The sequence below is a fragment of the Bacillus sp. AF23 genome (genome assembly GCF_020861455.1).
GTDB classification, from domain to species: domain Bacteria; phylum Bacillota; class Bacilli; order Bacillales; family Bacillaceae; genus Bacillus; species Bacillus halotolerans.
The window spans coordinates 18724-41354 of the sequence record NZ_JAJHVY010000023.1 but is presented as its reverse complement, the minus strand read 5'-3'; the positions used below and the strand labels follow the sequence as shown (position 1 = coordinate 41354).

Genomic DNA, 22631 nt, shown 5'->3' with positions numbered 1-22631 from the left:
AATTGGCTGTATAAAAGGTGTTTTGATCCCTGTCTCAAAAACGGGGGTCAGTCCCTACGATTGGTATGTTTTTTATTCATTCATGTCATGACATGAAGCAGGGTACCGACCGATACCGTACATCAAGACAGAAAAGGAAATTAGAACTTTTTCATCTCCTTTAACATTTTTATTTTGCTTCCTTTTATGTAGGTGAAACAAACCCCGCTGACAGTCACCATTCCGCCTAGCAGTGAAATAAGTGAAGGCATTTCCCCTATCCACATCCAGGAAATCACCATCGTCAAAGCAGGTGTTACATAAAGTGAAATCGTTGCTTCAGAAGCACCGACGATTGAAGTTACATATGCAAGCGCAAAGTATGGGATGACCGTCGGGAATAAACCTAAGTAAACGATAGACAATGTGGAGTTCATTGAGGCGTTTAAAAACGCCCCACATAGGCCTGGAAGAAAAACAAGCATTGGTAAGGCTGCACCCCAAATCGTGAACGTTACAAATGGAATAAAACCATACTTTTTTATATAACGGGCTTGAAAAACAAAATAAATACTCTCTGCAAAAGCTGCCAGCAGAATGAACAGAATTCCTTTCATTGAAAGCGCATGGTCTCCTGTTCCTAATGAAATAAATGACACACCCAATAAACTAATGATAGAGCCAATCCATTTAGAAAAACCAAAATGTTCACCAAAAAACAGGCGAGACAACACTGCAGAAAAGATTGGTGCTGTGGTTACGAGTAAGCTTGCAATCCCGGCACTAACTGTTTTTTCACCGATATTAAGCAAAATGTGATAGAGTGCAAAACCTAAAAACCCTAATAATAAGATGACAGGGATATCTTTCATGTCAGGTAAGCGCATTTTAGTCAGCACAGCAAAAAGCAACAATGCCATAGATCCGATTAACAAACGAAATAAAGCAAGGTGTTCGGGTGTGTAATATTCCAGACCTACACGAATTCCCGGAAAAGCTGATGCCCACAAACCGATCATAAGACTGTAAGATATGATGAATTGCACAGTTTTCTTTTTCATGATCTTCACTCCTTCTTTACAAAAACCAACCAGTTATTTAGTGTGTTTTATACTAATAGAGATTTGATAAAATGGCTTCAACCAGTTACACAATTTTTGACCCAACCACTTTAGTTGAAGGAGACTGCTTTTGATGAGCTTTACAGAAGAAAAAACGGTTAGAAAGCTTCCTAAGTACTTACAAATCATTGATTATATAAAAGAGAAAATAGGAAATGGAGAGTGGCCGATTGGAAGTAAGATTCCAAGCCAGCGAACGCTTGCAAAAGACTTTCATGTAAATCGAAGCACGGTTATCACAGCGTTAGAGGAATTGATGGCAGATGGGTTGATTGAAGGCAGAATGGGCAAAGGGACAGTTGTCATCAACAATACTTGGACACTGTTGGCTAAGTATTCTGCACCCAATTGGGAGAAACATGTAACTTCGGGAATCCAGCAGCCAAGCCGAAGAATTGTTCAAGAGATCAATCAATCAGAATCAAATTCTGATCTTATACAGCTAAGCAAAGGAGAACTTTCAAATGAGATTTTTCCTTTGTCTGCTATGAAAGAGATTATGGGCAAGGTATCTCAAAACATAGAGGCGTTCGGATATGAGGAACCAAAAGGATACTTGCCTTTAAGAGAGGCATTGAGTGATTATTTAAAAACAATCGGGATTCATGCTTCACCTTCATCCATTCTTATTGTTTCAGGAGCACTGCAAGCCTTACAGCTTATATCAATGGGGCTTTTGCAAAGAGGTTCAACTGTTTTTCTTGATCAGCCATCTTATCTTTATTCATTACATGTATTTCAATCAGCCGGAATGAATCTGACTGGACTTCCTATGGATAAAGAGGGGCTTTTGCCAAACCATATTCATATGACAAAGGGGGAACGGGGAAGAGCCATATTATATACAAACCCTTGTTTTCAAAATCCGACTGGTATCTTAATGTCAGAAGAGCGGCGGAAAGAAATCCTTACCGCAAGCGAAAAAAAGCAGCTTCCCATTATTGAAGATGACATATATCGTGAGCTGTGGATAGATGACATTCCGCCATATCCTATTAAAACAATAGATAAAAACGGCCATGTGCTATATGTAGGAAGTTTATCGAAAACGCTAAGCCCGGGCTTAAGGATTGGATGGATAGTCGGGCCAGAGCCAGTGATTGAACGTTTATCTGACATTAAAATGCAGACAGATTACGGATCGAGTTCGTTGTCTCAAAGAGTAGCGGCGGAATGGTTTACATCTGGCCAATATCAGCGGCATTTAGAACGGGTGAGACATCAATTAAAGATAAGAAGGCAATTTGTTACGAGCGCTTTAGAAACCAATATGAAGAATGCAGCTGTTTGGACTATTCCTAAAGGGGGATTCTTTATCTGGTTAAAAATATTGCCCTCGATATCTATGAAATTACTTTATAAAAAAGCCTTAACAAAAGGGATTCTTCTCAATCTTGGGAGTATTTATGCTCAGGAAAAAGGCAATTATATTCGCTTGTCATACGCTTATGCATCCCTTGAAGATCTCCAAAAGGGAATTTATGAATTAAGTTTGATCATTAAGGAACTGGCAAGTAAATAAAAATGCATTCAATGTTGATAGATAGGTTCTTAGAAATTATAAGATGAATATGTAGAGTGGTGGGTGTCTCCTCATCTTACTGGCTGTTTTAAAAAACAGAAGTGTCTCTTAAAAGAGGGGAATTCTTTTACGGATAGAATAAAAGAGGGAAAGTGATAGGAGGGTACAGTTTGCAGGAGATAAAAAAAGAACAATATAGTAAAGTCAAACCATTGATACATCATAAAGAAACATGTTGCCCGACATTTGTTTATTCAATATTAGAACAAACAATTCCGGGAGTTGTTTATGCAGATGATCAATCGTTTCTGATAGGAACCAGCTCAGGAATTTATTATGTTGCAGGAGATGAAAGAAATCAAAATGTTAATGAATGTATCGTTGAATTATACAAAAAGAGAGCTAAATCCCAAAAAAGATTTACTCTATTTTCTCCCAATCGCTCATGGGACAGCGTAATAAAAACTGTACTGCCTGATGAGTTGAATCAAATGATACGATATGCGTTTTTTCAACAAATTTCTGCCAAAAAGGCTTTTCAGCTTCCAAAGGGATTTACATTAAAAAGAATAAATGAAGATATCATTTCAAGCAGCACTGCATTTCAAAAAGCTTATTATGAGGAATATTGGGGCTCAGTCTCGAATTTTTTAAAAAACGGATTTGGATTCGCTGTTTTGTATGACAATCATGTTGTCAGTGAGTGCACCTCCATATTTCTAGGCGGCGATCATGCAGAAATGGATATCTATACACACGAAGAATATAGAGGGATGGGGTTCGCTTATATTGCTGGGAGCAAGTTTATAAATGATTGTCTCGAAAAAGGCGTCAGCCCTAGCTGGGATTGTGATGTCAGCAACAAATCATCTATTCATGTAGCAAAAAAACTAGGATTTGAGATATCAACCAAATACACCATTTTTTTTAAAAAATCAGGTTGAAAAAGACCCTTCTAAGGAAGGGCCTTTTCTTGAGCACCAAGCTGACGGAGCATATCATGCTTATTCACATGAACTCTTTCGCCATTTAAAATGAATATGATTCGCCATCATCCGGCACTAGTACATGAGATGACATGCCTTTTTCATGAATAAAGCCTTTTACTTCTTCTCTGGATAATGCCCAATGGTTGACCGCTTCCATATGGCTCACGATTATTTTTGCATGAGGGGCTGCTTGATGCGTTTCATGGATATCTTCTTTCCCCATGACGAGAGAGCCGCCCTCAAAGAATTGATTGTTTCCTCCGTTCACTACAATGATTTCTGGCTGGTGTGTATCGATCTCTTCTTGGATCGCATCATACCAAACCGTATCTCCGGCTACATATAACGTTTTCTCGCTTTGGTGTTTGAACACGACACCGCATACAAGACCGGCAAGTTTTAAAATATCTCCTCTGCCGTGTTCGCCTTTGGTTTTGATTAATTGAATACCTTCAAAGTCTGTGTCGGTTGTGAGAATCTCGACATTTTGAAAACCGGCGTTTCTGACTTCTTTCGCATCTTCTTCATTTTGTACAAACATTTTTATGTCTTTTGGCAACATGTCTTTGGCTGCATCATCAAAGTGATCTAAATGCAAATGAGTGACAATGACTGCATCAAGATTGTTGATGATATGATCCACTGATGTCGGCAAGCTGACTAAAGGATTTTTTTGGTCTTGTCGTGGTGAATTTGGGAATGGAGGATAAGTGCCCTTTTCTGCTAACATTGGATCTATTAAAAACGTTTTGCCTGCATATTCGACAACAAGTGTGGCATTACGAATTTGTTGAATGTTCATATTAAAACTCCTTTTCTTTGATATACGTATAGCTTATACTATGACCAATCGCCAAATACATGGATGAAATCAAGTCTTTTTGCCGTTTTACTTGAATGTTGAAAGAACCTATTACAAATGAACATCGAACGGGCTAGAGTGCATGCTGATTGAAGAGAATGCAGGAGACAACCAAAATAGTACGCGGGTTTTAAAAAAGTGAATGTGTTTTTTGGAACTCGGACATAGGTGCCAATTTACTTAGCGCATACAATGTTTTCATTTGTTTTTGAAAGGAAAGGATAGGATATGATGTTGGATCACACGGATATGCAAATAATAGAAGAGTTATCTAAAAACAGCCGTATTACAATGAAAGAATTAGGAGAGAAAGTTCATTTGACGGGCCAAGCCGCTGCATCCAGGGTTGCCAAATTAGAAGATAACGGAGTGATTGAGGGTTATACCATTAAAGTGAATCAAGACAAATTGGGATATTCTATCCATGCCTTGATTAATATCTATACAAAAAGCACGCACCATCAGCCTTATCTTTCCTTTATCAAAACGCAAGAGACATACGTCATCAATAATTATAAAATCAGCGGGGATGGCTGTTATCTTCTGGAATGCAGATTTCCCTCTAACGAATTGCTGGATGAATTTTTGGTAGGCTTAAATAAGCATGTAAACTATAAATTGTCTATTATTATTAATAACATGAAACAATAAAATGCATAAAGTAAGAATATATAAATGCTAAAAAAACCAAGGGTGTCAGCCTTTGGTTTTTGTTATAAGGCGGAAGGATACTGAAGTGATAAAGACATTTAATCAGACTGTGGCGAATCATCTGTAATTGGAATCCATTCTTATTCCAATTAGTGATTAACAAATTACGTATATCATCTGGATCTGTGGTGTTCTTTGGAACAGGGAGGCGCTGCACCAGCTGTTCAACTGAATGGCCGACAATTGATGAAAAAAGGCACACAAAGACGTCCAATCACAGGCGTCTTTTTTAATGCAGCTTTTTAGGGCTTGAATTTACATTTTCATGATCGATTTCATCAAATAAATTTCGGTTCTTTGAATGGGATGGCTGAACATCTTCTTTGATAAAGTCGGGGTGAATAATCTTTTTTAAATCCCTGACTGTTAAAGGCTTGGCTTCATCAATTAATTCTAAGCCTAATAGACCGTTTGCTTCTAACGTCGCCTTTTTGACATCCTGTAAAGTAGAAACGCCGTGCAGTCTCAATTGCATTTCCAGCTGATCTAACGTCAGTCTCATTCTCTTTAAATTGTCTACATGTAATTGGCCATCTTGAATGATAATTGTCGCTTTCCCGGTTAACAGCTTTTCAATCAAATTAGACTTTAGCTGAATCCACTCCATAAAAAGGAGTGAGAGCGTAAAAATGACAGCTGCAACTAGTGTTTTTAATAGGCTGTTTTCGATGATCGGCTGAACAATGATGGTTCCGATCGAAATCATGACAACCGTTTGTGCCGAGGTCATTTGCGCAATTGATTTTCTTCCTGAAATTCTAAGCAAAATCACACCGGATATTATGAGGACAAATGCTTCCCAAGTAAAACTCATCCTACCACCTGACCAGTAATGTAAAGGATTATAACGCCGGAGGCTAACTGCAGAGCGTCTTTGACCATTTGAACGTTAATATATCCGAAAGCCTGGTTGTTCATTCAGCATGATGAATGACTTTGTATGTTGCCAAGCTGCCCGCATGAGAATAAACAGCGATAAAGTTGCCTTACAGCGGTTCGCGTTCCAAGCGACTTAGATTAGGTGAAAAGATTTGTATTACAATTTTTGACAGGTTATATAAAAATAAAGCAGATATATGGACATTCTTAAGGCTGGTCCCGTATATTTCAGGCAGGTAAATACCAATCAGCAGGAGGAATGGGATGAAAGAGGTTACTGAATTACTATCACTGAATGCAATAGAGAATTTTATAAACCGTCACCAGTTAAGTTTTATCTATATATCAAGACCTAGCTGTATAGTATGCCACGCAGTTTTGCCTCAGCTCAGAGAATTGCTGGAGCAGTTTCCGCATATCAAACTAGGACACGTTAATGCTGATAGTGTGGAGGAGGTTGCCGGCAGATTTTCGGTCTTCACCGTTCCCGTTCTTCTTTTATTTATTGAGGGTACTGAATTTCTGAGAGAAGCGCGTTTCGTGCATTTTGAACAGCTGGAACAGAAATTAAAAAGAGTTTATCAATTATATGAGGAATAAAATGCGCAGTTAAACGAACATGGCAGCAAGTCATGTTCGTTATTTTTTTATGAAGGAAGCAGCTGAATATGAAATTCATTGACATAAAATCCAAGTGCATGAAATAATACTCATGAGTAATGTTACTAAAGAGTATCTTTTTGTGGAGGCTGATCCGATGTGAAAAGCAGAAAAGGACGTAAAGGGGAGGAGAGCCGGAAACGATTGCTCAAAGCTGCTGCACAGGAATTTTCGATTCGGGGATTTCATGAAACGAAGGTAAGTGCCATAGTGAAAAGAGCTGGACTGACGCAGCCTTCCTTTTATCTGTACTTTCAAAGTAAAGAAGCCATCTTTTTGGAGTTAATCAATGATTTCCACTCTCGCTTAAGAAAGCTGACAGAATCACTTCTCCTGGAAACCAGATTACATGCGAACGATCTAACAAACAAAGTGCTCTCTGCTGTGGAAACTGTTTTTCAGTTTCTGGCGGAGGACAAGGATTTAACAAGGATCGGTTTTTTTCTCAACCCAGAAGCGAAACAATTGAAACAAGATGTCGCGATGGTTTTGAAAGGCAACTTAGAAGCAGAACAGCGCCTTGGCTATTTTCGTTCCGAATTGGAAATGGAAACCGTGGCGGAATGCTTGATCGGCATGATTGAACATTTGACCGATTCATATTTGTTAACCGGAATCAAAGATCCGGCAAGTCTCGCAGCTCAGGTTGTCAATCTCTTAATATACGGGATGCTTCCAAAAGGGAGTGACGCAAGATGATATCTATCATCATGAAAGTCAGTTTGGCAGCTTTTATGCTCGCGGGAGGCATCATAAAGGTGTTCCGCGTGCCCTTTCAAGTGGAGCATTGGCGGCATTATCAATATCCGTTATGGTTTCTGACTGTTACTGGTATTCTTGAAATAGCGGGGGCATTTGCTATGACAGCGGGAATTTGGAATCGGTATGCAGCATTTGGGGCAGGCGTCCTGTTTATCGTTCTCATGGCGGGAGCGGTTCATGCACACATTGTTCGAGCGCGCCAATCGGTTCTCATGACGATACCCGCAATAATCTGTTTGATTGTTTCTATCATTATAATCATTTGGGAGTCCACATAAGCCATTCACTTAACAAACCAATTTGAAGGAGACCTCCTTCTCTTATCGAATAGAATAATAGAAGTAGATCTTCATGTGTACGTTATTCGTCCGGCACCAGCTGGACTTTTTTCATAAAGGAGGAATACAGGATGGCGTTAACTTTGGAAAACATGACTGTGGAGGAGTTCGAAGCATTTCGCGGGACGTCCGTGCAAAATTATGCGAAACAAAACATACAATCGGGAACATGGACGGAAAAAGAGGCGTTTGAGAAATCGGAACAGGCATATGAGAACATGATTCCGAATGGACGAAACAGCAGCAATCATCATTTTTGGAACATCAGGAATGACCTTGGAGAAAACATTGGCTGGCTCTGGCTGTATGCTGACCCGCACCATCCGCAAAAAGAGGCGTTTATTTATTCATTTGGCCTGTATGAAGCTTTCCGCGGTAAAGGGCTGGCTCAATTGGCGCTTCACGCGTTAGATGATAAGGCGAGGCAATTGGGAGCGGAAAGGCTTGCTCTCCATGTGTTTGCGCACAATGAAACAGCCGTCCACCTTTATCAGAAAATGGGGTATATCATGACAAATATCAAAATGCGGAGACAGCTGGTCTAGCAGGTGAAAATGCGGCCTGCTTAGCGGACGCGTTTAGTCCGAGATTGTTGAAGAAGAAGCAGCGTTTATCATTGGTTTTTTGAGTCCCGGAATGCCCTATGTAGCCTTTTTGCTGGCAATGTCGTTTATGGCTCCTGCAATTTTATTTCAGCCCAGTACCTTGATGTTTCTGCATGCTTTGAAAAGCCGGATTGGACTTGTTTTTAAAGAATCGGGCATCACATGTCCGCCCGAGAAGTGTGTGATAGCCTTTATTACGCTTTTTGAAGGGCTGACATTCAGCTGGTTTACGAGAATAAACAAACATTTGAGCGGTCTTTAGATATTTCCTGCGGCGAGGGCTGGAGACGAAAGCTTAAAAAATACCAAGGGCGAACAGCCCTTGGTATCCCTAAAACGCTATTGATCCAGTTCTTTCATCCGTTTCGTAAGCTCATTGAAAGCCTGGTCCAGCTCCTTGTACCCTTTATCATTTGGCGTCATAAAACTGAGCTTTCCCAGCACTTCTTGTCTTTCTGTCTCAAGCTTTAAACGAAGCTCCTCCCGGTCATTTCTTTCTGAAGGAACGTCATTCAATTGCCTTTCGATGCCATTGTTTGAAATAACGAGTTTGCTGTTCGTTGTTTTCTCGAGAAAATAACGGTCGTGTGAAACCACAATCAGTGTGCCGCTGTATTGTGACAGTGTTTCTTCCAGCTGTTCGCGTGACGGCAGGTCGAGGTGATTGGTCGGTTCATCTAATATCAGCACGTCTTTTTCCTCTAAGATATAAGCCATCAGCTTGCACTTTACACGCTCGCCCATACTCATATGTTGAATTGGTTCTGTCCATTGAGAAGCGGTAAATCCCAATCGCGTCATGATATTCTGCACGTTTCCTCTCGCCTCGAACGTGTCTTGATAAAATAACTCCTCCGGTGTTTGTTCTAAAGGCAAATCAAATACTTCCTGTGTTAAATAACCGATTTTTGCTGATGGTGATATCCACACCTTTCCCTCAGCCGTTTCCTGTCCAAGAATGACTTTCAATAAGGTTGTTTTTCCGCAGCCGTTTGGGCCTGTAATGGCAACCTTTTCTCCGTGCTGAATCGTAAAGCGGGCGTTTTGGAACAGTGTCTTTTCGCCAAATGACTTCGTCAGGTTTTGAACCTCTAAAAACCGTTTTCCTGTTTTATGAGTTGTATCAATTGAAAAACGAACAGTATATTCCGGGTCGACAGGCTCAGCCTTTGTCTTTTCGAGTTCTTTTTCAAGCCGCTTTTGTTTCGATTTGATCTGGGCATCTGTGCGCTTTGCTTTTACACGATGATATTCTTTAAACCCTTCCTTTTTCGTCGATTGTGCGTGGGCTTTTTCCGACCATGAAGTGAGTTCTGTCATTTGTGCTTCAATCCGTTCAATCATTTTCTGCTGTTTTTCATATTCGCGCTGCTGTGTCAGTCTTTTTTCTTTCCGGAACTTCATGTAACCAGAGTAATTCCCTTTGTATTCAGTCAGCGTGTGGTCCTCGATTGACCATATTTTCGTGGCAGCTTCATCTAAGAAATACCGATCGTGCGAAACGAGAATGACAGAGCCGCTAACATTTTTCAGCTGCTGAATGAGAAATTGCAAGCTTATGTCATCAAGATGGTTTGTCGGTTCATCCAGCAGGAAAAGGTCTGCATCCTCTGATAGCCCTTTTGCCAGCCGTGCTTTCAGTTTTTCTCCGCCGCTTAACTGGCTGAAATCACGGGCTGGCACGTGCCATTTCTCCAGCAGTTTCACTTCGGCAGGTGTCTGATTCTCAAAGGAATACGATTCAGTTTCCTGTTCAACCAGCACCGTTTTTAAGCCGTGATGCATCCATTGGATTTGTCCCTGTGACGGAGTTAAGTCCTTGTTGATGAGGTGAAGCAGCGTCGATTTTCCTGCCCCGTTTTTGCCGATAATCCCAATGATATCGCCTTGCTGAACACTGGCATTTACGTTTTTAAAAACGGTAAGATCCTTCACTTCATAGCTGATGTTTATTAGTTTTAATTGTTCTTTCATCTATATCCCTCGCTTTAAGGGAGAACAAAAAAATCCTCCCAAATGTTTTGGAAGGATTAGCCGTGCCTTTGCCATGATTAAATAAGCTATTCTTCAGAAATAGCGCGTACGTATATAGAAAATGGGCAGACTAATCCTATTTTTTATGATTTGAAATATGCGATTTCAATCGTTAAAAATAAGATTAGTTAATCATTGTCCACCCATCATCCCTTCTCAATTTATTACAAACAATATAGCATATTTTTCAATCCTTCTCAATTTATTACAAACAATATAGCATATTTTTCAATTAGAAAGCAAAGGTCATTTTCATCAAAAAGCTCCTGCTCTCATTTCTGAGGCAGGAGCCGCGAATCTTATTGATGCTTCGCTTTTCTTACTTTATAGATCACAATCAGCAAAATAAACCAAACCGGTGTAACAAATAAGGAAACCCGAGTATCCTGTGCTAATGCCAGTACAACAAGGACAAACGCCAGGAACGTCAAAATTAAGTAATTCGTAAATGGATAAAGCGGCAGCTTAAATTTGTTTGCTTTCGCCAATTCAGGTCTTGTTTTACGGTATTTCATATGGCAGATAACGGTAATTCCCCAAATATAGATAAAACATACGGTGGAAATACTTGTGATCAAGGTAAATACGCCTTCCGGCATGATGTAGTTCAATGTGACACCGATTAAAATCACGATAGCTGAAAAGAACAATGCATTTCTCGGTACCTTGCGCGGTGTCAGTTTCGCCATTGATTCCGGCGCATTTTTGTCTTTCGCCAGTGAATAGACCATGCGGCTTGTACTGAATACAGCGCTGTTGCAGGCTGAGGCAGCTGACGTTAATACAACAAAGTTGATAATGCTTGCCGCACCGACGATGCCGACTGCAATAAAGACCTGTACGAATGGGCTTTCGCTAGGATTGATGACATCCCATGGATAGATGCTCATAATCACAAGAAGCGCCCCAATATAGAAAAGCAGCACCCTTACAGGGATATTGTTGATTGCTTTAGGGATGACTTTTTCAGGGTTTTCTGTTTCACCAGCCGTAAGCCCGACGAGTTCAATGCCGACAAAGGCAAACACAACCATCTGGAACGAGAGGATAAACCCGTGTATTCCATTCGGGAACATACCTCCGTGGCTCCAGAGATTCGAGAAACTGGAAACACCTGAACTTGTGGAAAAGCCTTTGAAAATCATAAAAAGACCGATCACAATCAGCGCCAAGATGGCAATGACTTTAATTAATGCAAACCAGAATTCCAATTCTCCAAACAGCTTGACGGTAGCCAGGTTCATAATCAGTAAAATAATAAGAGCGATTAAGCCCGGAACCCATTGCGGCACACCGGGAAGCCAATACTGGGTATATAGCCCGACCGCAGTTAAATCGGCCATCGCGATTGAAATCCAGCAGAACCAGTAGGTCCAGCCTGTGATAAATGCGGCCATATCGCCTAAATAATCTTGAACAAAATCAACAAAAGAGTGATAGTTCAGATTAGACAACAGAAGTTCTCCAAGCGATCTCATAATTAAAAAGCAAATGATCCCTGTGATCATGTAAGCAAATAAAATTGACGGCCCTGCAAAGTGTATCGATTTTCCCGAGCCGAGAAACAGGCCTGTCCCAATGGCTCCGCCGATCGCAATAAGCTGGATGTGCCTGTTTTTCAGGCCTCTCGACAGTTTCTGCTGATTTATATTAGGATCTTGCGTCATGTCGTCTGTCACTTTGTGTGTTCCTCCATTGAAAATTGTTTAAACATGTTTTTAGATACTATTATAACACTAAAATTTCTATCTTTTTTACTATACAGGAAATATGGAAGGGAATTTTAAGGTTTATCGATTCATCACAAGATACGAAAAAAGCGGCTCAATCGTGGGAGCCGCTTTTGTTTACGCCATTTTATGATTTTTTCATATACAGATAAAGCCCATAATCAGTCGGAGCAGATGCGTACCCTATCTGATGCAGCATCGCTGTTATGTTGCCGCGGTGATATGTCCCGTGATTTACAACATGCGGCACCAGTTCAGAAGCGGTCGTTTTCATGATTCCGCCGGCGGGATTTTCAATCTGAAGGGGTTTATGGATCTGTTCCTTTTGCTCGAAAAAAGTTGTATATCGCTCGGACAACTTTAGAAACAGGGCTTCCATTTCCGCTAGTTCCTTCGCCACTGTCTGGTCTGTAAGCTGTTCAGCTAATGCCAAAGCATGGTTCATACTTTTTCCGGAAAACACTTCCGCCCAGCCGAGATCAGAAAGATAAACATGGGACAAGACATGGGATATTGACGGGAACACACTTTGGATCTCCTGACGATAAACCTCCTGTGGAAGCTCTTTTAATCGATTAAATATTTGCTGATGAGCCCATACGTTATATTCATACAATTGTAATGCTAGATCAGACATGTGAATTTTCCCCTTTCACGTTTATCGTTTCTATTGTATACGAACAAACATTCTTTAGGGAGTTTTCTGCGAATAAAATGTATTGACAGAACATAGTTTAGGGGGATAAACTATGTAGTATCAATCGAAAGTTTAGGGGTGTAAACTAAAGTGCAGGAGGAAAGACGTTGAATGAACAGAAGCTATGCCAAGCGATCAATCTTTTCGTAGAAGTTTTACTTGAAGGTACAGAGTTTGTACATCATGAAGTCGATCAGGATGTATTCAAACACATCTCCAGAGAACAGGCCGACCTGTTAAAAATTTTAAAAGTCAAGGGCCCATCTTCTCCCGGCAGCCTGGCCATGTATCAAAACGTGCATAAGAGCGCGATTTCTAACCGATTGAAGAAGCTGCTGGAAAAGGGATTGGTTGAGTGGGATGACTGTCCGGTAAAAAGTGATAAACGCACGAAACGAATCAAAATTTCAGAAAACGGTGAAAGCATTATCGAAGAATTGGATTCAGCTATCTTTCACGCGCTCAAAGAGCTGATGCACGATATAGATGAGGAGCACTTACAATCATTCATTGACATATTTACCATTCTAAAAAGCAAATTTAAAGGAGGGGATCTTCCGGAATGAAATCGATTGTCAGATTCAAATGGGTCATTGCGGCGGTTATCTTAGCGCTGACTGTTATATTGAGTTTATTTTCTCCCAACTTAACGGAGCTGGCCAATCAAAAGGGGCAGTCACAGCTGCCGGCTGATTCCGTTTCAGAAAAAGCAAATGCTATTCTGAAAAAAGCCGGAGAAAACAATAATTCGATAAGCATTGTCTTCACATTAGATCGTGCGCTAAATAAAGATACAGAGGATCAGCTCCGCAGCATAATCGATAACGTCAAAAAGATTGATGGTGTTGAAGAGGTAACATCTCCGCTGACAGGTGAAAAAGAAATCAAAGATCAATTGATTTCAAAGAATAAGAAAACCATTCTTATTCCCGTAACGATCACCGGATCTGATAAGAAAGCGGAAAATATTGCTGATGATATTTATCAAATCGTTCCCGATGATTTGACGGCATATATTACGGGAGCGTCTCTTATCAATCAGGATTTTGCGCACAGCTCAGAGGATGGGCTTAAGAAAACGGAAGTGATCACAGTCTGTTTGATTATCGGCTTGCTGCTGATCGTGTTCCGCTCTGTTGTGACGCCTTTTATCCCGATTGTGATTGTCGGTTTCTCGTATGTAATCAGTCAATCTATACTGGGCATTTTAGTTTATCATGTTGATTTTCCTATTTCGACATTTACCCAAACCTTTTTAGTTGCCATCCTGTTTGGGATTGGAACAGATTACTGTATTCTTCTTCTGACTCGTTTCCGTGAAGAACTGGCAAACGGGCATGACAAAAAAGAGGCAACCCTTATTGCTTACCGTACAGGCGGAAAAACATTGTTTATCAGCGGGTTTGCGGTATTGATCGGGTTTTCTGCCCTTGGTTTTGCGAAGTTTGCCATTTTCCAATCAGCTGTGGGAGTTGCTGTCGGGGTTGGCATTTTAATGATCATCCTCTTCACTCTGCTGCCTTTATTTATGGTGATGCTCGGTGAAAAGCTCTTCTGGCCGTCTAAGAAAGTGCTGTCGCACAGTGACAATAAATTGTGGGCGTTTCTCGGCAGACATTCTGTTGCCCGTCCGTTTCTGTTTCTCGTCATAACAGTCATCATCACGCTTCCGTTCATTTTGACCTATGATGACCAGATTTCATTCGATTCAACGGCGGAAATCAGCAGCGATTACAAATCTATCAAAGGTCTTGAAGCCATTAAGGATGGGTTTGGTGAAGGAAAAGCATTTCCGGTGAATGTGGTGATAAAAGGAGACAAGGATCTCACTACCGCTAAGACGATCCCTTATCTCGGAAATATCAGCAAAGCCATTGAGAAAGTCGAACATGTTGATTCCGTCATGACCATCACCCAGCCGACGGGTGAAATAATCAAAGATTTATATATTGATAAACAGCTAGGCTCTGTGTCAGACGGACTGGATAAGACAGTAAAGGGGATTGCTGATGTCCAAAGCGGGTTAACGGATATTGAAGATGGGCTGAATCAAATGTCCGGGCAAACCGGAACGGCCGCGAATGGCAGCTCCGAAGGCTCACTGTCAGATGCAGCTGACGGTTTGGGAAAAATCAATCAGCAGCTGCAGCTTGTCAGCAAACAGCTTTCTCAAACCGGCAATACCGCACAGGCGGTGCCGCAGCTCACAGCAATCAGCGGACAGCTTGGACAAATTCAAACCGGACTTGAGCAAGCAAATGAGCAGCTTTCAGGCCAGCAGAAACAGGCCGGAACGCTGACAGAAAGCCTGAATCAGCTTGCCGAAGGTGTGAAGAGCGCAAATAATGGACTGACAAAAATCACCGACGGGATTACGGCATCCAGTGATATGTTAGAGGGCATGAGCAAAAGCTCAACCGTTCGGGATACGGGGATTTTTATTCCTGATCAAGTCCTGAAAGATAAGGATTTTAAGAAATCAATTGATCGGTATTCCTTTGCAGACGGCAAGGGAGTGCAATTAAGCGTCGTCTTGGATTCAAACCCGTATTCAGAACAAGCGATTACGACCATAAACCAGATCAAAAAAGCGGTAGCCGGCGAAGTCGGCGGCACGCCTCTGGAGGACACTCAAATTGTTTACGGCGGGGTAACGAGCGTCAATGCCGATTTAAAAGAGCTGTCTACAACGGATTTCTCCAGAACGATGGTCATCATGATTCTCGGGCTGTTTATCGTTTTGACAATCTTGTTCCGTTCAATGGTGATGCCGATTTATATGATCGCTTCACTGCTGCTTACGTATTACACTTCAATATCAATGACGGAATTAATTTTTGTGAATATCTTGGGCAATGATGGAGTCAGCTGGGCGGTACCGTTCTTCAGTTTTGTCATATTGATCGCGTTAGGGGTGGATTACTCGATCTTCCTGCTTGACCGCTTTAAAGAAGAGGTTCAGCTTGGCATTCATCAAGGTGTCATCAGGTCAATGAGCAAAATGGGCTCTGTCATCATCACTGCGGCTATTATTTTGGCCGGTACATTCGCGGCGATGATGCCATCAGGTGTTAATACGCTGATGCAGGTGGCAAGTGTCGTCATTATCGGGCTGCTGCTATACGGCCTTGTCATTCTTCCGCTCTTGATGCCGGCAATCATTGTGACATTTGGAGAAGGAAACTGGTGGCCGTTTGGCAGAAAGAAAAATAAAGAATAGAAAAAAAGAGTGGTGACAATTCATTTGTTCATCACTCTTTTTTGTAAATGTAAAAGGCACGTTTTTCACCTGTCAGCAAGCGTTGAAATACATGGAGGAGAAGGGGAGAATCATCAACTTTTCTACATCTGTTGTCGGTCAAATGTTTCTGACGTACAGCATATATGCGGGAACAAAAGGCGCTTGAGCAATTCACCCGTCAGCTTGCCAAAGAATTAGCTGTGAAACAAATCACCATTAATGCGGTACCGGAAGATATCGCAAATGTGATTGAATTTTTAACGAGCGAACAATCCAATGGATCACAGACCAGACGATCCGGGTGAACGGCGGATTTATTTAAAATGAAAAAGCTCCCAAGAGTCATTCTTGGGAGCTTTGTTTTATTTCCATTCTGCAATGGTAGCAATCGGCAGACGGTAGGAAGCGTATCCTTCGTCCGCAGCTTTTCCGATGGAAAGAAGCATAACAGGCACATAACGCTCTTTGTCTAATCCGAAGGCTTCCGCGATGTTTTCTTTATCGTAGCCGCCGATCGGGTTTGTGTCATAGCCGTGCGCGCGTGCAGTCAGCATAAGCTGCATAGAAACAAGGCCGCCGTCAATCAGGATCGTTTCACGGTTTACCTGTGCAGGAAGCTTTTCAAAATGAGCAGTCAGGGCAGCGATTTGTCTGTCTTTGACCTCCTGCGGCATGTAACCGAGCTCCACGGCTTTTGAATAGATTTCTTCTAAGTAGTCTGCATTGTTCATGTCTGCAAAAACAGCGATGACGGCAGATGATGTTGTGACCTGTGTTTGGTTAAAGCTTGCTAGCGGCGCGAGCTTCTCTTTTCCTTCCGGGCTGTCGATGACGAGAAAACGCCATGGCTGCGCGTTGACAGAGGATGGCGCAGTTGTAGCTTCCTCTAGGATTTCTGTCATCTCTTCTTTGCTGATTTTCACTGTCGGATCATAATTGCGAATGGAACGGCGTCCTTTCATAATTTCCATAAAATCGTTTGTTTTGATCATGTTGATACACTCCTTTTAAGCTTCAATATTATCTATATTGTTTCGCATGCGCGCCAGCACATCAATGAGCAGGTGGCGTTCTTCTGCGCTTACATTTGCGAGCATTTCCTTCATGAAACGCTCCTTTTCCTTCTTAGAAGACTCAATTCGCTCTCTTCCTTGGTCTGTTAACCGAACAAGGGTGATGCGGTTGTCCTCGGGCTTGCGCCGTCTTGATACCATGCCTTTGGCTTCAAGCTGTTTTAGGTGTCTTGTGACGGCCGCGCTGTCGATATTGACTTTCTTTTGAAGGTCGCTTTGACTGATCTCATCCGCATGATAAAGCAATGTCAGCAATTCCAAACGAGATTGGCTGATGCCCGTGCATGCCTCGAACTTCACGCCAATCACTTTGTTCACGCCTTGCAGCTGATATAAAATCTCGGCTTCCTCAGAACAAAATGATGCCAAAACCCATCCCTTCTTTCTTGTCAAAAAAATAATTGATATATCAATGATTGACACGTCAATTAATATACAACGATTGATTTCAATTTGCAAGCCATTTGCACATTTGAAAAACCTCCCAACATATAAGGTGGGAGGTTCTTGTTATCCTTGCGGCTCAGGATAAAACATCAGCAGAAAAAAGCTGGCCGTTTTCTGTGATGAATTGATGTAGCTGTGCGGCGTGGATCCCGTAAACTGCATGGCGTCTCCTGGTACCAGCGAATGCTCCTGATCCTGCAGATTGACGGTTAACTCGCCTTCTTTGATTAAAATGTATTCTTCTCCTAAATGTGTTTTTGCTTCATGTATGCATCCCGGTTTCAGATCGACAACATAAATTTCAAACTTTGTTTCAGGATTGTAGGGAAAAAAGGGGTAAACAATGTAGTTTTCTTCATTATCTGTAACAGGTTCAATATCTTTAAGATTAATTTTTTTTACTTTCGGCTTGTCTTCTTTCAGAAAAACAGAAAAAGATACCTGCAGCCCATTTGCGATCTTCCAGAGAGTGGTGACAGTCGGGGTCGATTTTTCTTTCTCAATTTGTCCGAGCATCGCTTTGCTGACGCCCGTTAACTCAGAAACTTGATCAAGAGTCAGGTTTCTGCTTTTTCTGAGTTTGACAAGATTCTTTGCGATAATGGCTTGGATATCATCCATACATGTATCTCCTTACGTCATATTCGCTTCATTATAACATATTAAAATCAGCTATTACATACAGTTGTAAGCTATAACATATATGTGTATAATATGTTGGACGAGGAGGAGAAACAGAATGATATCAGAGAAAGAAATCACTCATGCCCAAACTTGCGAGCCATCGTTCTTACAAGGGTTTAAAGATTGTGTCCCGACGCTGATCGGCTATATCAGTATAGGTTTGGCTGCCGGAATCGTGGGGATTGCCTCGCATTTAAGCGTCCTTGAGATTACGCTGTTGTCAGGTTTGGTTTTTGCCGGCGGCTCCCAGTTCGTTATCTGTGCTTTGTTAGCAGCGAACAGTCCGATGTCCGCTATTATCCTGACAACGTTTATCGTGAATTTACGCAATTTTCTATTAAGTGCCGCGCTTGCTCCTCATTTTTCAAAGTATTCGCTAGTGAAAAATGTGGGGATCGGCATGATGGTGACAGATGAGTCATTCGGTGTTGCTTCAAATAAGATTGTAAAAAAAGAACCAATTAGTGATCGATGGATGTTCGGTTTAAATCTCACTGCATATGCGTGCTGGGTGCTCTCTTGTGTGGCAGGGGCAGTCTTTGGTAAATGGATTACCGATCCGGAAACGTTCGGACTCGATTTTGCGGTGACGGCTATGTTTTTAGCACTGCTGATTTTGCAGATGGAACATGTTGTGCCTGCAAAGATTAAACACTATGTATCTCTCATTATTTATATGGTGATTGGGATGATTGTTTTCTCTTTCTTTATGCCGTCACATCTCGCTGTGATCATCTCAACGATCATTGTAGCGACAATCGGGGTGGTGACAGATAAATGAGCATAAATACATACATCCTGATGGTGATTATCGGCTGCGCGCTGGTTACAATGATTCCCCGCGTAATTCCATTTTTAGTTGTACGGAATATTTCCTTGCCGGAGCCTGTGCTGAAATGGCTCTCCTATGTGCCGGTTTGTATATTGACGGCACTTGTTGTGAAGGATTGCATGATTCAATCCAATGATTCTCTGAAATTGAATTGGCAGGCAGCAGTTGTATTGATTCCTACTCTATTGATTGCACTGAAAACAAAAAGTTTATCTATGACAGTCATCAGCGGTGTTGTTCTTATGGCCGGCTTGCGCTTATGGGTATAAAACAGCTGCTTACATCAAAACTCACGATATCAGGGGGAAGCACCCCCTGGTATTTTTTGTGTCTCTGATTCAATCTTTAAGCGGCTTTCACTGGCTGAAAGTTATGGTACAATATACAAATGTTTTACAGCTTCAATCAATTGTTGGAGTGACATCTGTTTCAGATAAATAATAGATTGAAGGGAAGGTTTTGATAGGATGCTGCAAAATCCAACTGGAAAAGAGCGTTTGGCATTGGCATTTCTGCTCGGCATGCTTGCTATATTGGGCCCGCTTAATATAGATATGTATTTGCCTAGTTTTCCTGACATTGCCGATGATTTATCGGCCAGTGCCTCGCTTGTACAGTTAAGTTTAACAGCCTGTCTGATCGGGCTTACCATCGGCCAGGTGATTGTCGGGCCGGTCAGTGATGCGCAGGGAAGACGGAAACCGCTATTAATCTGTATTTTCTTATTTGCGTTATCTTCTCTGTTCTGTGTGCTTTCACCAAACATTACAACACTGGTGGCAGCCCGTTTTTTACAGGGGATTACGGCCTCTGCAGGACTTGTGCTGTCTCGGGCAATCGTGCGGGATGTGTTCACAGGGAGAGAGCTTTCTAAATTTTTCTCACTGTTAATGGTGATTACCGCAGTCGCGCCAATGATTGCGCCAATGACAGGCGGTGCTCTTTTATTGCTGCCGTTTGCAACGTGGCATACGATTTTTCACTTTTTAACGATCATCGGATTTGTGCTAGTACTGGTTATTGCGCTGAGGCTAAAAGAAACATTGCCGCCCGAAAAGCGGATTCCAAGCTCAATTGGAACATCTGTCAGAACAATGGGGAGCCTGCTGAAGGATCGTTCTTTTATGGGCTACGCGTTAACTGTCGGATTTGTTCACGGGGGAAGCTTTGCTTATGTATCCGGTACGCCTTTTGTGTACCAGGATATTTACGGAGTGTCGCCGCAGGTGTTTAGTATTTTATTCGGCATTAACGGCCTGGCGATTATTACGGGAAGCTTTATTATCGGGCGCTTTGGCGGAATCATTCATGAAAAAAGCCTGCTCCGCATGGCGGTCATTACAGCTATGATTGCGACTGCCGTGCTATTAACGATGACGATGATTCACGGTCCTCTCGCTGCATTGGTTATCTCTATTTTTGTCTATATGATTACGATCGGCATGGTTCTGACGAGCACGTTTACGCTGGCCATGGAAAAACAGGGGCACCGCGCCGGAAGTGCAAGTGCGCTGCTGGGAATGCTCCCACTGCTCCTTGGCTCCATCGTTTCGCCGCTTGTGGGCATTGATGAGACGACAGCTGTTCCGATGGGAGCGATCATGTTTGTTACAGCAGTTATCGGTTCGCTCGCCTTTTTTAGATTAACTAAAGAGAGCGTGAAGCAGAATTAATCAAAAAAAACCTGACGGCATGTCAGGTTTTTTGATTTTATTAAAATAGCAAAAGCAGGCCGGCGATGGCCGGAGTCAAAAAGATTGCTGATTTCAAGACTGCCTTTGGCATGAGATTGGTGAATTTCGCGCCAACATACGCACCGCACATGGTTCCGATCAAGACTTTGACCAGCAATACATAATCAACAAATCCTTCCGTGATATACCCTATACCTCCGCCTACAGCAAGAGGGATAATGACAAGCATCGTCGTTCCGACAGAATGTCGGATGGAAAGGTTCAGCATAATCATTAAACCGATCTGGATAAAAGGAGCAGAACCGATGCCGAATGTGCCGGAAAGTATGCCTGATACAATTCCTAAAATCACGGCTTTTGTGTACATTGACACATTGCTTTGATTCCCTTGAGGCTTTTCTTTTAAAATAAATAATCTGATTAAAATGAGAATCGCTGATAAAAATAACATTCCCGCTGTCAAATAATGAAGCAAATCGGCGGGAATAAAAGATGTCAGCTTTGCCCCGAAAAATGACCCGACGGCAGCAAAGCATCCGACCGTTAAACCGATTTTTAATTGGATGTTGCCTTCCCGGTAATGGCTGTAGGCCCCTGATAAACTGGTGAAAGCCATGCCGGCGAGGGATGTGCCTAAAGCTGTATGAATCGGAATATGGAAAACAAGGGTTAAAAGAGCAATAACAAAGCCGGCGCCCCCGGCACCAATAAAGCCTAAAATGATTCCGAGAAGAAACATAACAAGAATAATGAGCATATTTATTCCTCCATTGTATTCTGAGCTGTAAATGTAATGAAGCTGAGTGATTGTAGCTGAGGCGAAGTGTCCGGCAGCCGATGAGAGAATCATCTCATTGGTTGACAGTAGTCCGTCGACCGTCGTTTAGCAAACATATCGTACCGCAAATTTTGGAATTTGACAAGGCAGTTTGTTGCTTCCCTTTATCATCTGTTATATGATTTTGATGAAGAACAGCCCCCTGAATCTATTCAAAAGAGGTATTATTTATATGGATGATTTTAAATTAGACAAGCCGACTCCTTATTACCTGCAATTTTATTTCCAGCTGAAAAAAATGATTTTTAACGGGACTTTTAAGCCGGGGGAACGGATCAATGAAACACAGCTGGCTAAAAGTTTCGGCGTCAGCCGCTCTCCGATACGGGAAGCTATGCGGCTGCTTGAGAAAGACGGCTTGTTAAGAGCAGATGACCGGAATGGATTTTCAATCGCTTCTTTAACGGCTAAAGATGTAGATGAAATTTATAAAATCAGAATTCCACTCGAACTGCTTGCTGTCGAATTGGTCATAGACGAAGCGAATGACGAAGAGCTTCAAACGCTTGAAACACAGCTTGAAGAAACAGAAAACGCTATTCGTAACGGAGCGGAAGAAACTGAAATGATCAGCTTAAACCAAAAGTTTCATCAGCTGCTTGTCGATTTTAGCCATAACAGACATTTAAAAAACTTGCTTGAGCATGTAAACGATCTGATTCACTTTTGCAGAATTCTTAATTATAAAGGGGACAACCGCCCTGAAACGATCCTGCGTGAACACCGCAGCATATTTGAAGAAGTAAAAAAGAGAAACAAAGAAGCAGCCAAAGAATATATGATGGCTCATTTCAATCATGATTCAGAACATTTGAAGCGTGTGCTTGAAGAAGGAAAAGAAAATTAAATGACATGTACAGATACCGAGGATGAGTCCTTGGTATTTTTTATTTCTCTCATCACTTTAATCAATCGTAAATCATATATAAGGAA

22 protein-coding genes and 2 pseudogenes are annotated in these 22631 nt (G+C 41.8%); 14 read left to right on the top strand and 10 right to left on the bottom strand.

What is annotated here, in order from left to right:
• Positions 1-140: 140 nt before the first annotated feature.
• A complete protein-coding gene (locus LNN34_RS13485) occupies positions 141-1040 on the bottom strand; it encodes a DMT family transporter (protein WP_229043626.1) in 900 nt (299 codons plus the stop codon).
• Between the two features lie 133 nt (positions 1041-1173).
• On the opposite strand from LNN34_RS13485, the gene LNN34_RS13480 reads away from it, so the two are divergent.
• A complete protein-coding gene (locus tag LNN34_RS13480) occupies positions 1174-2622 on the top strand; it encodes a PLP-dependent aminotransferase family protein (protein ID WP_229043625.1) in 1449 nt (482 codons plus the stop codon).
• Between the two features lie 170 nt (positions 2623-2792).
• Positions 2793-3566, top strand: a complete 774-nt coding sequence (locus tag LNN34_RS13475) for a GNAT family N-acetyltransferase (RefSeq protein ID WP_229043624.1) — start codon at positions 2793-2795, stop codon at positions 3564-3566.
• 85 nt (positions 3567-3651) lie between these two features.
• Here LNN34_RS13475 and LNN34_RS13470 read toward each other — a convergent pair whose 3' ends face one another.
• The gene (locus LNN34_RS13470; RefSeq protein ID WP_229043623.1) at positions 3652-4413 is read right to left on the bottom strand and encodes an MBL fold metallo-hydrolase; all 762 of its coding nucleotides are present in this window, start codon (positions 4411-4413) and stop codon (positions 3652-3654) included.
• Between the two features lie 291 nt (positions 4414-4704).
• Here LNN34_RS13470 and LNN34_RS13465 point away from each other — a divergent pair, with 291 nt between their 5' ends.
• Entirely contained in the window at positions 4705-5124 is a 420-nt protein-coding gene (locus LNN34_RS13465; RefSeq protein ID WP_229043627.1) for an Lrp/AsnC family transcriptional regulator, read from the top strand.
• Positions 5125-5413: 289 nt separating this feature from the next.
• On the opposite strand, the gene LNN34_RS13460 is transcribed toward LNN34_RS13465, so the two are convergent.
• Positions 5414-5998: a DUF421 domain-containing protein gene (locus LNN34_RS13460; RefSeq protein ID WP_229043622.1), complete on the bottom strand. Its 585-nt coding sequence runs from the start codon at positions 5996-5998 to the stop codon at positions 5414-5416.
• Between the two features lie 329 nt (positions 5999-6327).
• On the opposite strand from LNN34_RS13460, the gene LNN34_RS13455 reads away from it, so the two are divergent.
• The 4 genes from LNN34_RS13455 (at position 6328) to LNN34_RS13440 (ending at position 8368) form a co-directional block, all read left to right on the top strand.
• Positions 6328-6663 (top strand): thioredoxin family protein, encoded by a 336-nt coding sequence (locus LNN34_RS13455; protein ID WP_229043621.1) that lies wholly within the window; start codon positions 6328-6330, stop codon positions 6661-6663.
• A 159-nt stretch (positions 6664-6822) separates the two neighbouring features.
• Positions 6823-7422: a TetR/AcrR family transcriptional regulator gene (locus LNN34_RS13450; RefSeq protein ID WP_229043620.1), complete on the top strand. Its 600-nt coding sequence runs from the start codon at positions 6823-6825 to the stop codon at positions 7420-7422.
• Entirely contained in the window at positions 7419-7763 is a 345-nt protein-coding gene (locus LNN34_RS13445; protein WP_229043619.1) for a DoxX family protein, read from the top strand. Before LNN34_RS13450 ends, LNN34_RS13445 begins: the two co-directional genes overlap by 4 nt.
• Positions 7764-7894: 131 nt before the next feature.
• Positions 7895-8368 carry a GNAT family N-acetyltransferase gene (locus tag LNN34_RS13440; protein WP_059353163.1) on the top strand — a complete coding sequence of 158 codons (474 nt, stop codon included), beginning with the start codon at positions 7895-7897 and terminating at the stop codon, positions 8366-8368.
• A 399-nt stretch (positions 8369-8767) separates the two neighbouring features.
• Here the strand turns inward: LNN34_RS13440 and abc-f are convergent, their stop codons facing one another.
• From abc-f to LNN34_RS13425, 3 genes are all read right to left on the bottom strand, one after another.
• On the bottom strand, positions 8768-10402 hold the full coding sequence (gene abc-f, locus LNN34_RS13435) for a ribosomal protection-like ABC-F family protein (RefSeq protein WP_229043618.1): 1635 nt from the start codon (positions 10400-10402) through the stop codon (positions 8768-8770).
• A 359-nt stretch (positions 10403-10761) separates the two neighbouring features.
• Complete coding sequence (locus LNN34_RS13430; protein WP_229043617.1) at positions 10762-12141, bottom strand: amino acid permease; 1380 nt, start codon at positions 12139-12141, stop codon at positions 10762-10764.
• Between the two features lie 178 nt (positions 12142-12319).
• Positions 12320-12829 (bottom strand): DinB family protein, encoded by a 510-nt coding sequence (locus LNN34_RS13425; protein ID WP_229043616.1) that lies wholly within the window; start codon positions 12827-12829, stop codon positions 12320-12322.
• Between the two features lie 167 nt (positions 12830-12996).
• On the opposite strand from LNN34_RS13425, the gene LNN34_RS13420 reads away from it, so the two are divergent.
• From LNN34_RS13420 to LNN34_RS13410, 3 genes and pseudogenes are all read left to right on the top strand, one after another.
• Positions 12997-13455, top strand: coding sequence for a MarR family transcriptional regulator (locus LNN34_RS13420; RefSeq protein ID WP_044161608.1), 459 nt, complete (start codon positions 12997-12999; stop codon positions 13453-13455).
• Positions 13452-16109, top strand: a complete 2658-nt coding sequence (locus LNN34_RS13415) for an MMPL family transporter (RefSeq protein WP_229043615.1) — start codon at positions 13452-13454, stop codon at positions 16107-16109. Before LNN34_RS13420 ends, LNN34_RS13415 begins: the two co-directional genes overlap by 4 nt.
• A gap of 37 nt (positions 16110-16146) precedes the next feature.
• Positions 16147-16452: pseudogene (locus LNN34_RS13410) on the top strand (SDR family oxidoreductase); the annotation flags it as partial.
• Positions 16453-16492: 40 nt separating this feature from the next.
• Here LNN34_RS13410 and LNN34_RS13405 read toward each other — a convergent pair.
• The 3 genes and pseudogenes from LNN34_RS13405 to LNN34_RS13395 all read right to left on the bottom strand — a co-directional run bounded on the left by LNN34_RS13405 (position 16493) and on the right by LNN34_RS13395 (position 18271).
• Positions 16493-17122 carry a nitroreductase family protein gene (locus LNN34_RS13405; protein ID WP_229043614.1) on the bottom strand — a complete coding sequence of 210 codons (630 nt, stop codon included), beginning with the start codon at positions 17120-17122 and terminating at the stop codon, positions 16493-16495.
• A gap of 15 nt (positions 17123-17137) precedes the next feature.
• A pseudogene (locus LNN34_RS13400) lies at positions 17138-17631 on the bottom strand (MarR family transcriptional regulator).
• A gap of 82 nt (positions 17632-17713) precedes the next feature.
• Positions 17714-18271 carry a helix-turn-helix domain-containing protein gene (locus LNN34_RS13395; RefSeq protein WP_059291866.1) on the bottom strand — a complete coding sequence of 186 codons (558 nt, stop codon included), beginning with the start codon at positions 18269-18271 and terminating at the stop codon, positions 17714-17716.
• 118 nt (positions 18272-18389) lie between these two features.
• Between LNN34_RS13395 and LNN34_RS13390 the strand changes: the two genes are divergently transcribed.
• The 3 genes from LNN34_RS13390 (at position 18390) to LNN34_RS13380 (ending at position 20839) form a co-directional block, all read left to right on the top strand.
• Complete coding sequence (locus tag LNN34_RS13390; RefSeq protein ID WP_059353168.1) at positions 18390-19115, top strand: AzlC family ABC transporter permease; 726 nt, start codon at positions 18390-18392, stop codon at positions 19113-19115.
• Complete coding sequence (locus LNN34_RS13385) at positions 19112-19435, top strand: AzlD domain-containing protein (RefSeq protein ID WP_059291864.1); 324 nt, start codon at positions 19112-19114, stop codon at positions 19433-19435. The genes LNN34_RS13390 and LNN34_RS13385 overlap by 4 nt, the downstream gene beginning before the upstream one ends.
• 198 nt (positions 19436-19633) lie before the next feature.
• Positions 19634-20839 (top strand): Bcr/CflA family efflux MFS transporter, encoded by a 1206-nt coding sequence (locus LNN34_RS13380; RefSeq protein WP_229043613.1) that lies wholly within the window; start codon positions 19634-19636, stop codon positions 20837-20839.
• A 40-nt stretch (positions 20840-20879) separates the two neighbouring features.
• On the opposite strand, the gene LNN34_RS13375 is transcribed toward LNN34_RS13380, so the two are convergent.
• Positions 20880-21617: a sulfite exporter TauE/SafE family protein gene (locus LNN34_RS13375; RefSeq protein WP_044161595.1), complete on the bottom strand. Its 738-nt coding sequence runs from the start codon at positions 21615-21617 to the stop codon at positions 20880-20882.
• A 253-nt stretch (positions 21618-21870) separates the two neighbouring features.
• On the opposite strand from LNN34_RS13375, the gene LNN34_RS13370 reads away from it, so the two are divergent.
• Positions 21871-22545: a GntR family transcriptional regulator gene (locus LNN34_RS13370; protein ID WP_059334603.1), complete on the top strand. Its 675-nt coding sequence runs from the start codon at positions 21871-21873 to the stop codon at positions 22543-22545.
• The last annotated feature ends 86 nt before the right edge of the window (positions 22546-22631 follow it).

Coding starts and splice junctions, on each gene's coding strand:
- LNN34_RS13445 (WP_229043619.1), top strand. CDS start 7,419: ATGATATCTATCATCATGAAAGTCAGTTTGGCAGCTTTTATGCTCGCG.
- LNN34_RS13470 (WP_229043623.1), bottom strand. CDS start 4,413: ATGAACATTCAACAAATTCGTAATGCCACACTTGTTGTCGAATATGCA.
- LNN34_RS13455 (WP_229043621.1), top strand. CDS start 6,328: ATGAAAGAGGTTACTGAATTACTATCACTGAATGCAATAGAGAATTTT.
- LNN34_RS13440 (WP_059353163.1), top strand. CDS start 7,895: ATGGCGTTAACTTTGGAAAACATGACTGTGGAGGAGTTCGAAGCATTT.
- LNN34_RS13385 (WP_059291864.1), top strand. CDS start 19,112: ATGAGCATAAATACATACATCCTGATGGTGATTATCGGCTGCGCGCTG.
- LNN34_RS13405 (WP_229043614.1), bottom strand. CDS start 17,122: ATGATCAAAACAAACGATTTTATGGAAATTATGAAAGGACGCCGTTCC.
- LNN34_RS13460 (WP_229043622.1), bottom strand. CDS start 5,998: ATGAGTTTTACTTGGGAAGCATTTGTCCTCATAATATCCGGTGTGATT.
- LNN34_RS13380 (WP_229043613.1), top strand. CDS start 19,634: ATGCTGCAAAATCCAACTGGAAAAGAGCGTTTGGCATTGGCATTTCTG.
- LNN34_RS13415 (WP_229043615.1), top strand. CDS start 13,452: ATGAAATCGATTGTCAGATTCAAATGGGTCATTGCGGCGGTTATCTTA.
- LNN34_RS13465 (WP_229043627.1), top strand. CDS start 4,705: ATGTTGGATCACACGGATATGCAAATAATAGAAGAGTTATCTAAAAAC.
- LNN34_RS13425 (WP_229043616.1), bottom strand. CDS start 12,829: ATGTCTGATCTAGCATTACAATTGTATGAATATAACGTATGGGCTCAT.
- LNN34_RS13485 (WP_229043626.1), bottom strand. CDS start 1,040: ATGAAAAAGAAAACTGTGCAATTCATCATATCTTACAGTCTTATGATC.
- LNN34_RS13395 (WP_059291866.1), bottom strand. CDS start 18,271: ATGGATGATATCCAAGCCATTATCGCAAAGAATCTTGTCAAACTCAGA.
- LNN34_RS13480 (WP_229043625.1), top strand. CDS start 1,174: ATGAGCTTTACAGAAGAAAAAACGGTTAGAAAGCTTCCTAAGTACTTA.
- LNN34_RS13375 (WP_044161595.1), bottom strand. CDS start 21,617: ATGCTCATTATTCTTGTTATGTTTCTTCTCGGAATCATTTTAGGCTTT.
- LNN34_RS13390 (WP_059353168.1), top strand. CDS start 18,390: ATGATATCAGAGAAAGAAATCACTCATGCCCAAACTTGCGAGCCATCG.
- LNN34_RS13370 (WP_059334603.1), top strand. CDS start 21,871: ATGGATGATTTTAAATTAGACAAGCCGACTCCTTATTACCTGCAATTT.
- abc-f (WP_229043618.1), bottom strand. CDS start 10,402: ATGAAAGAACAATTAAAACTAATAAACATCAGCTATGAAGTGAAGGAT.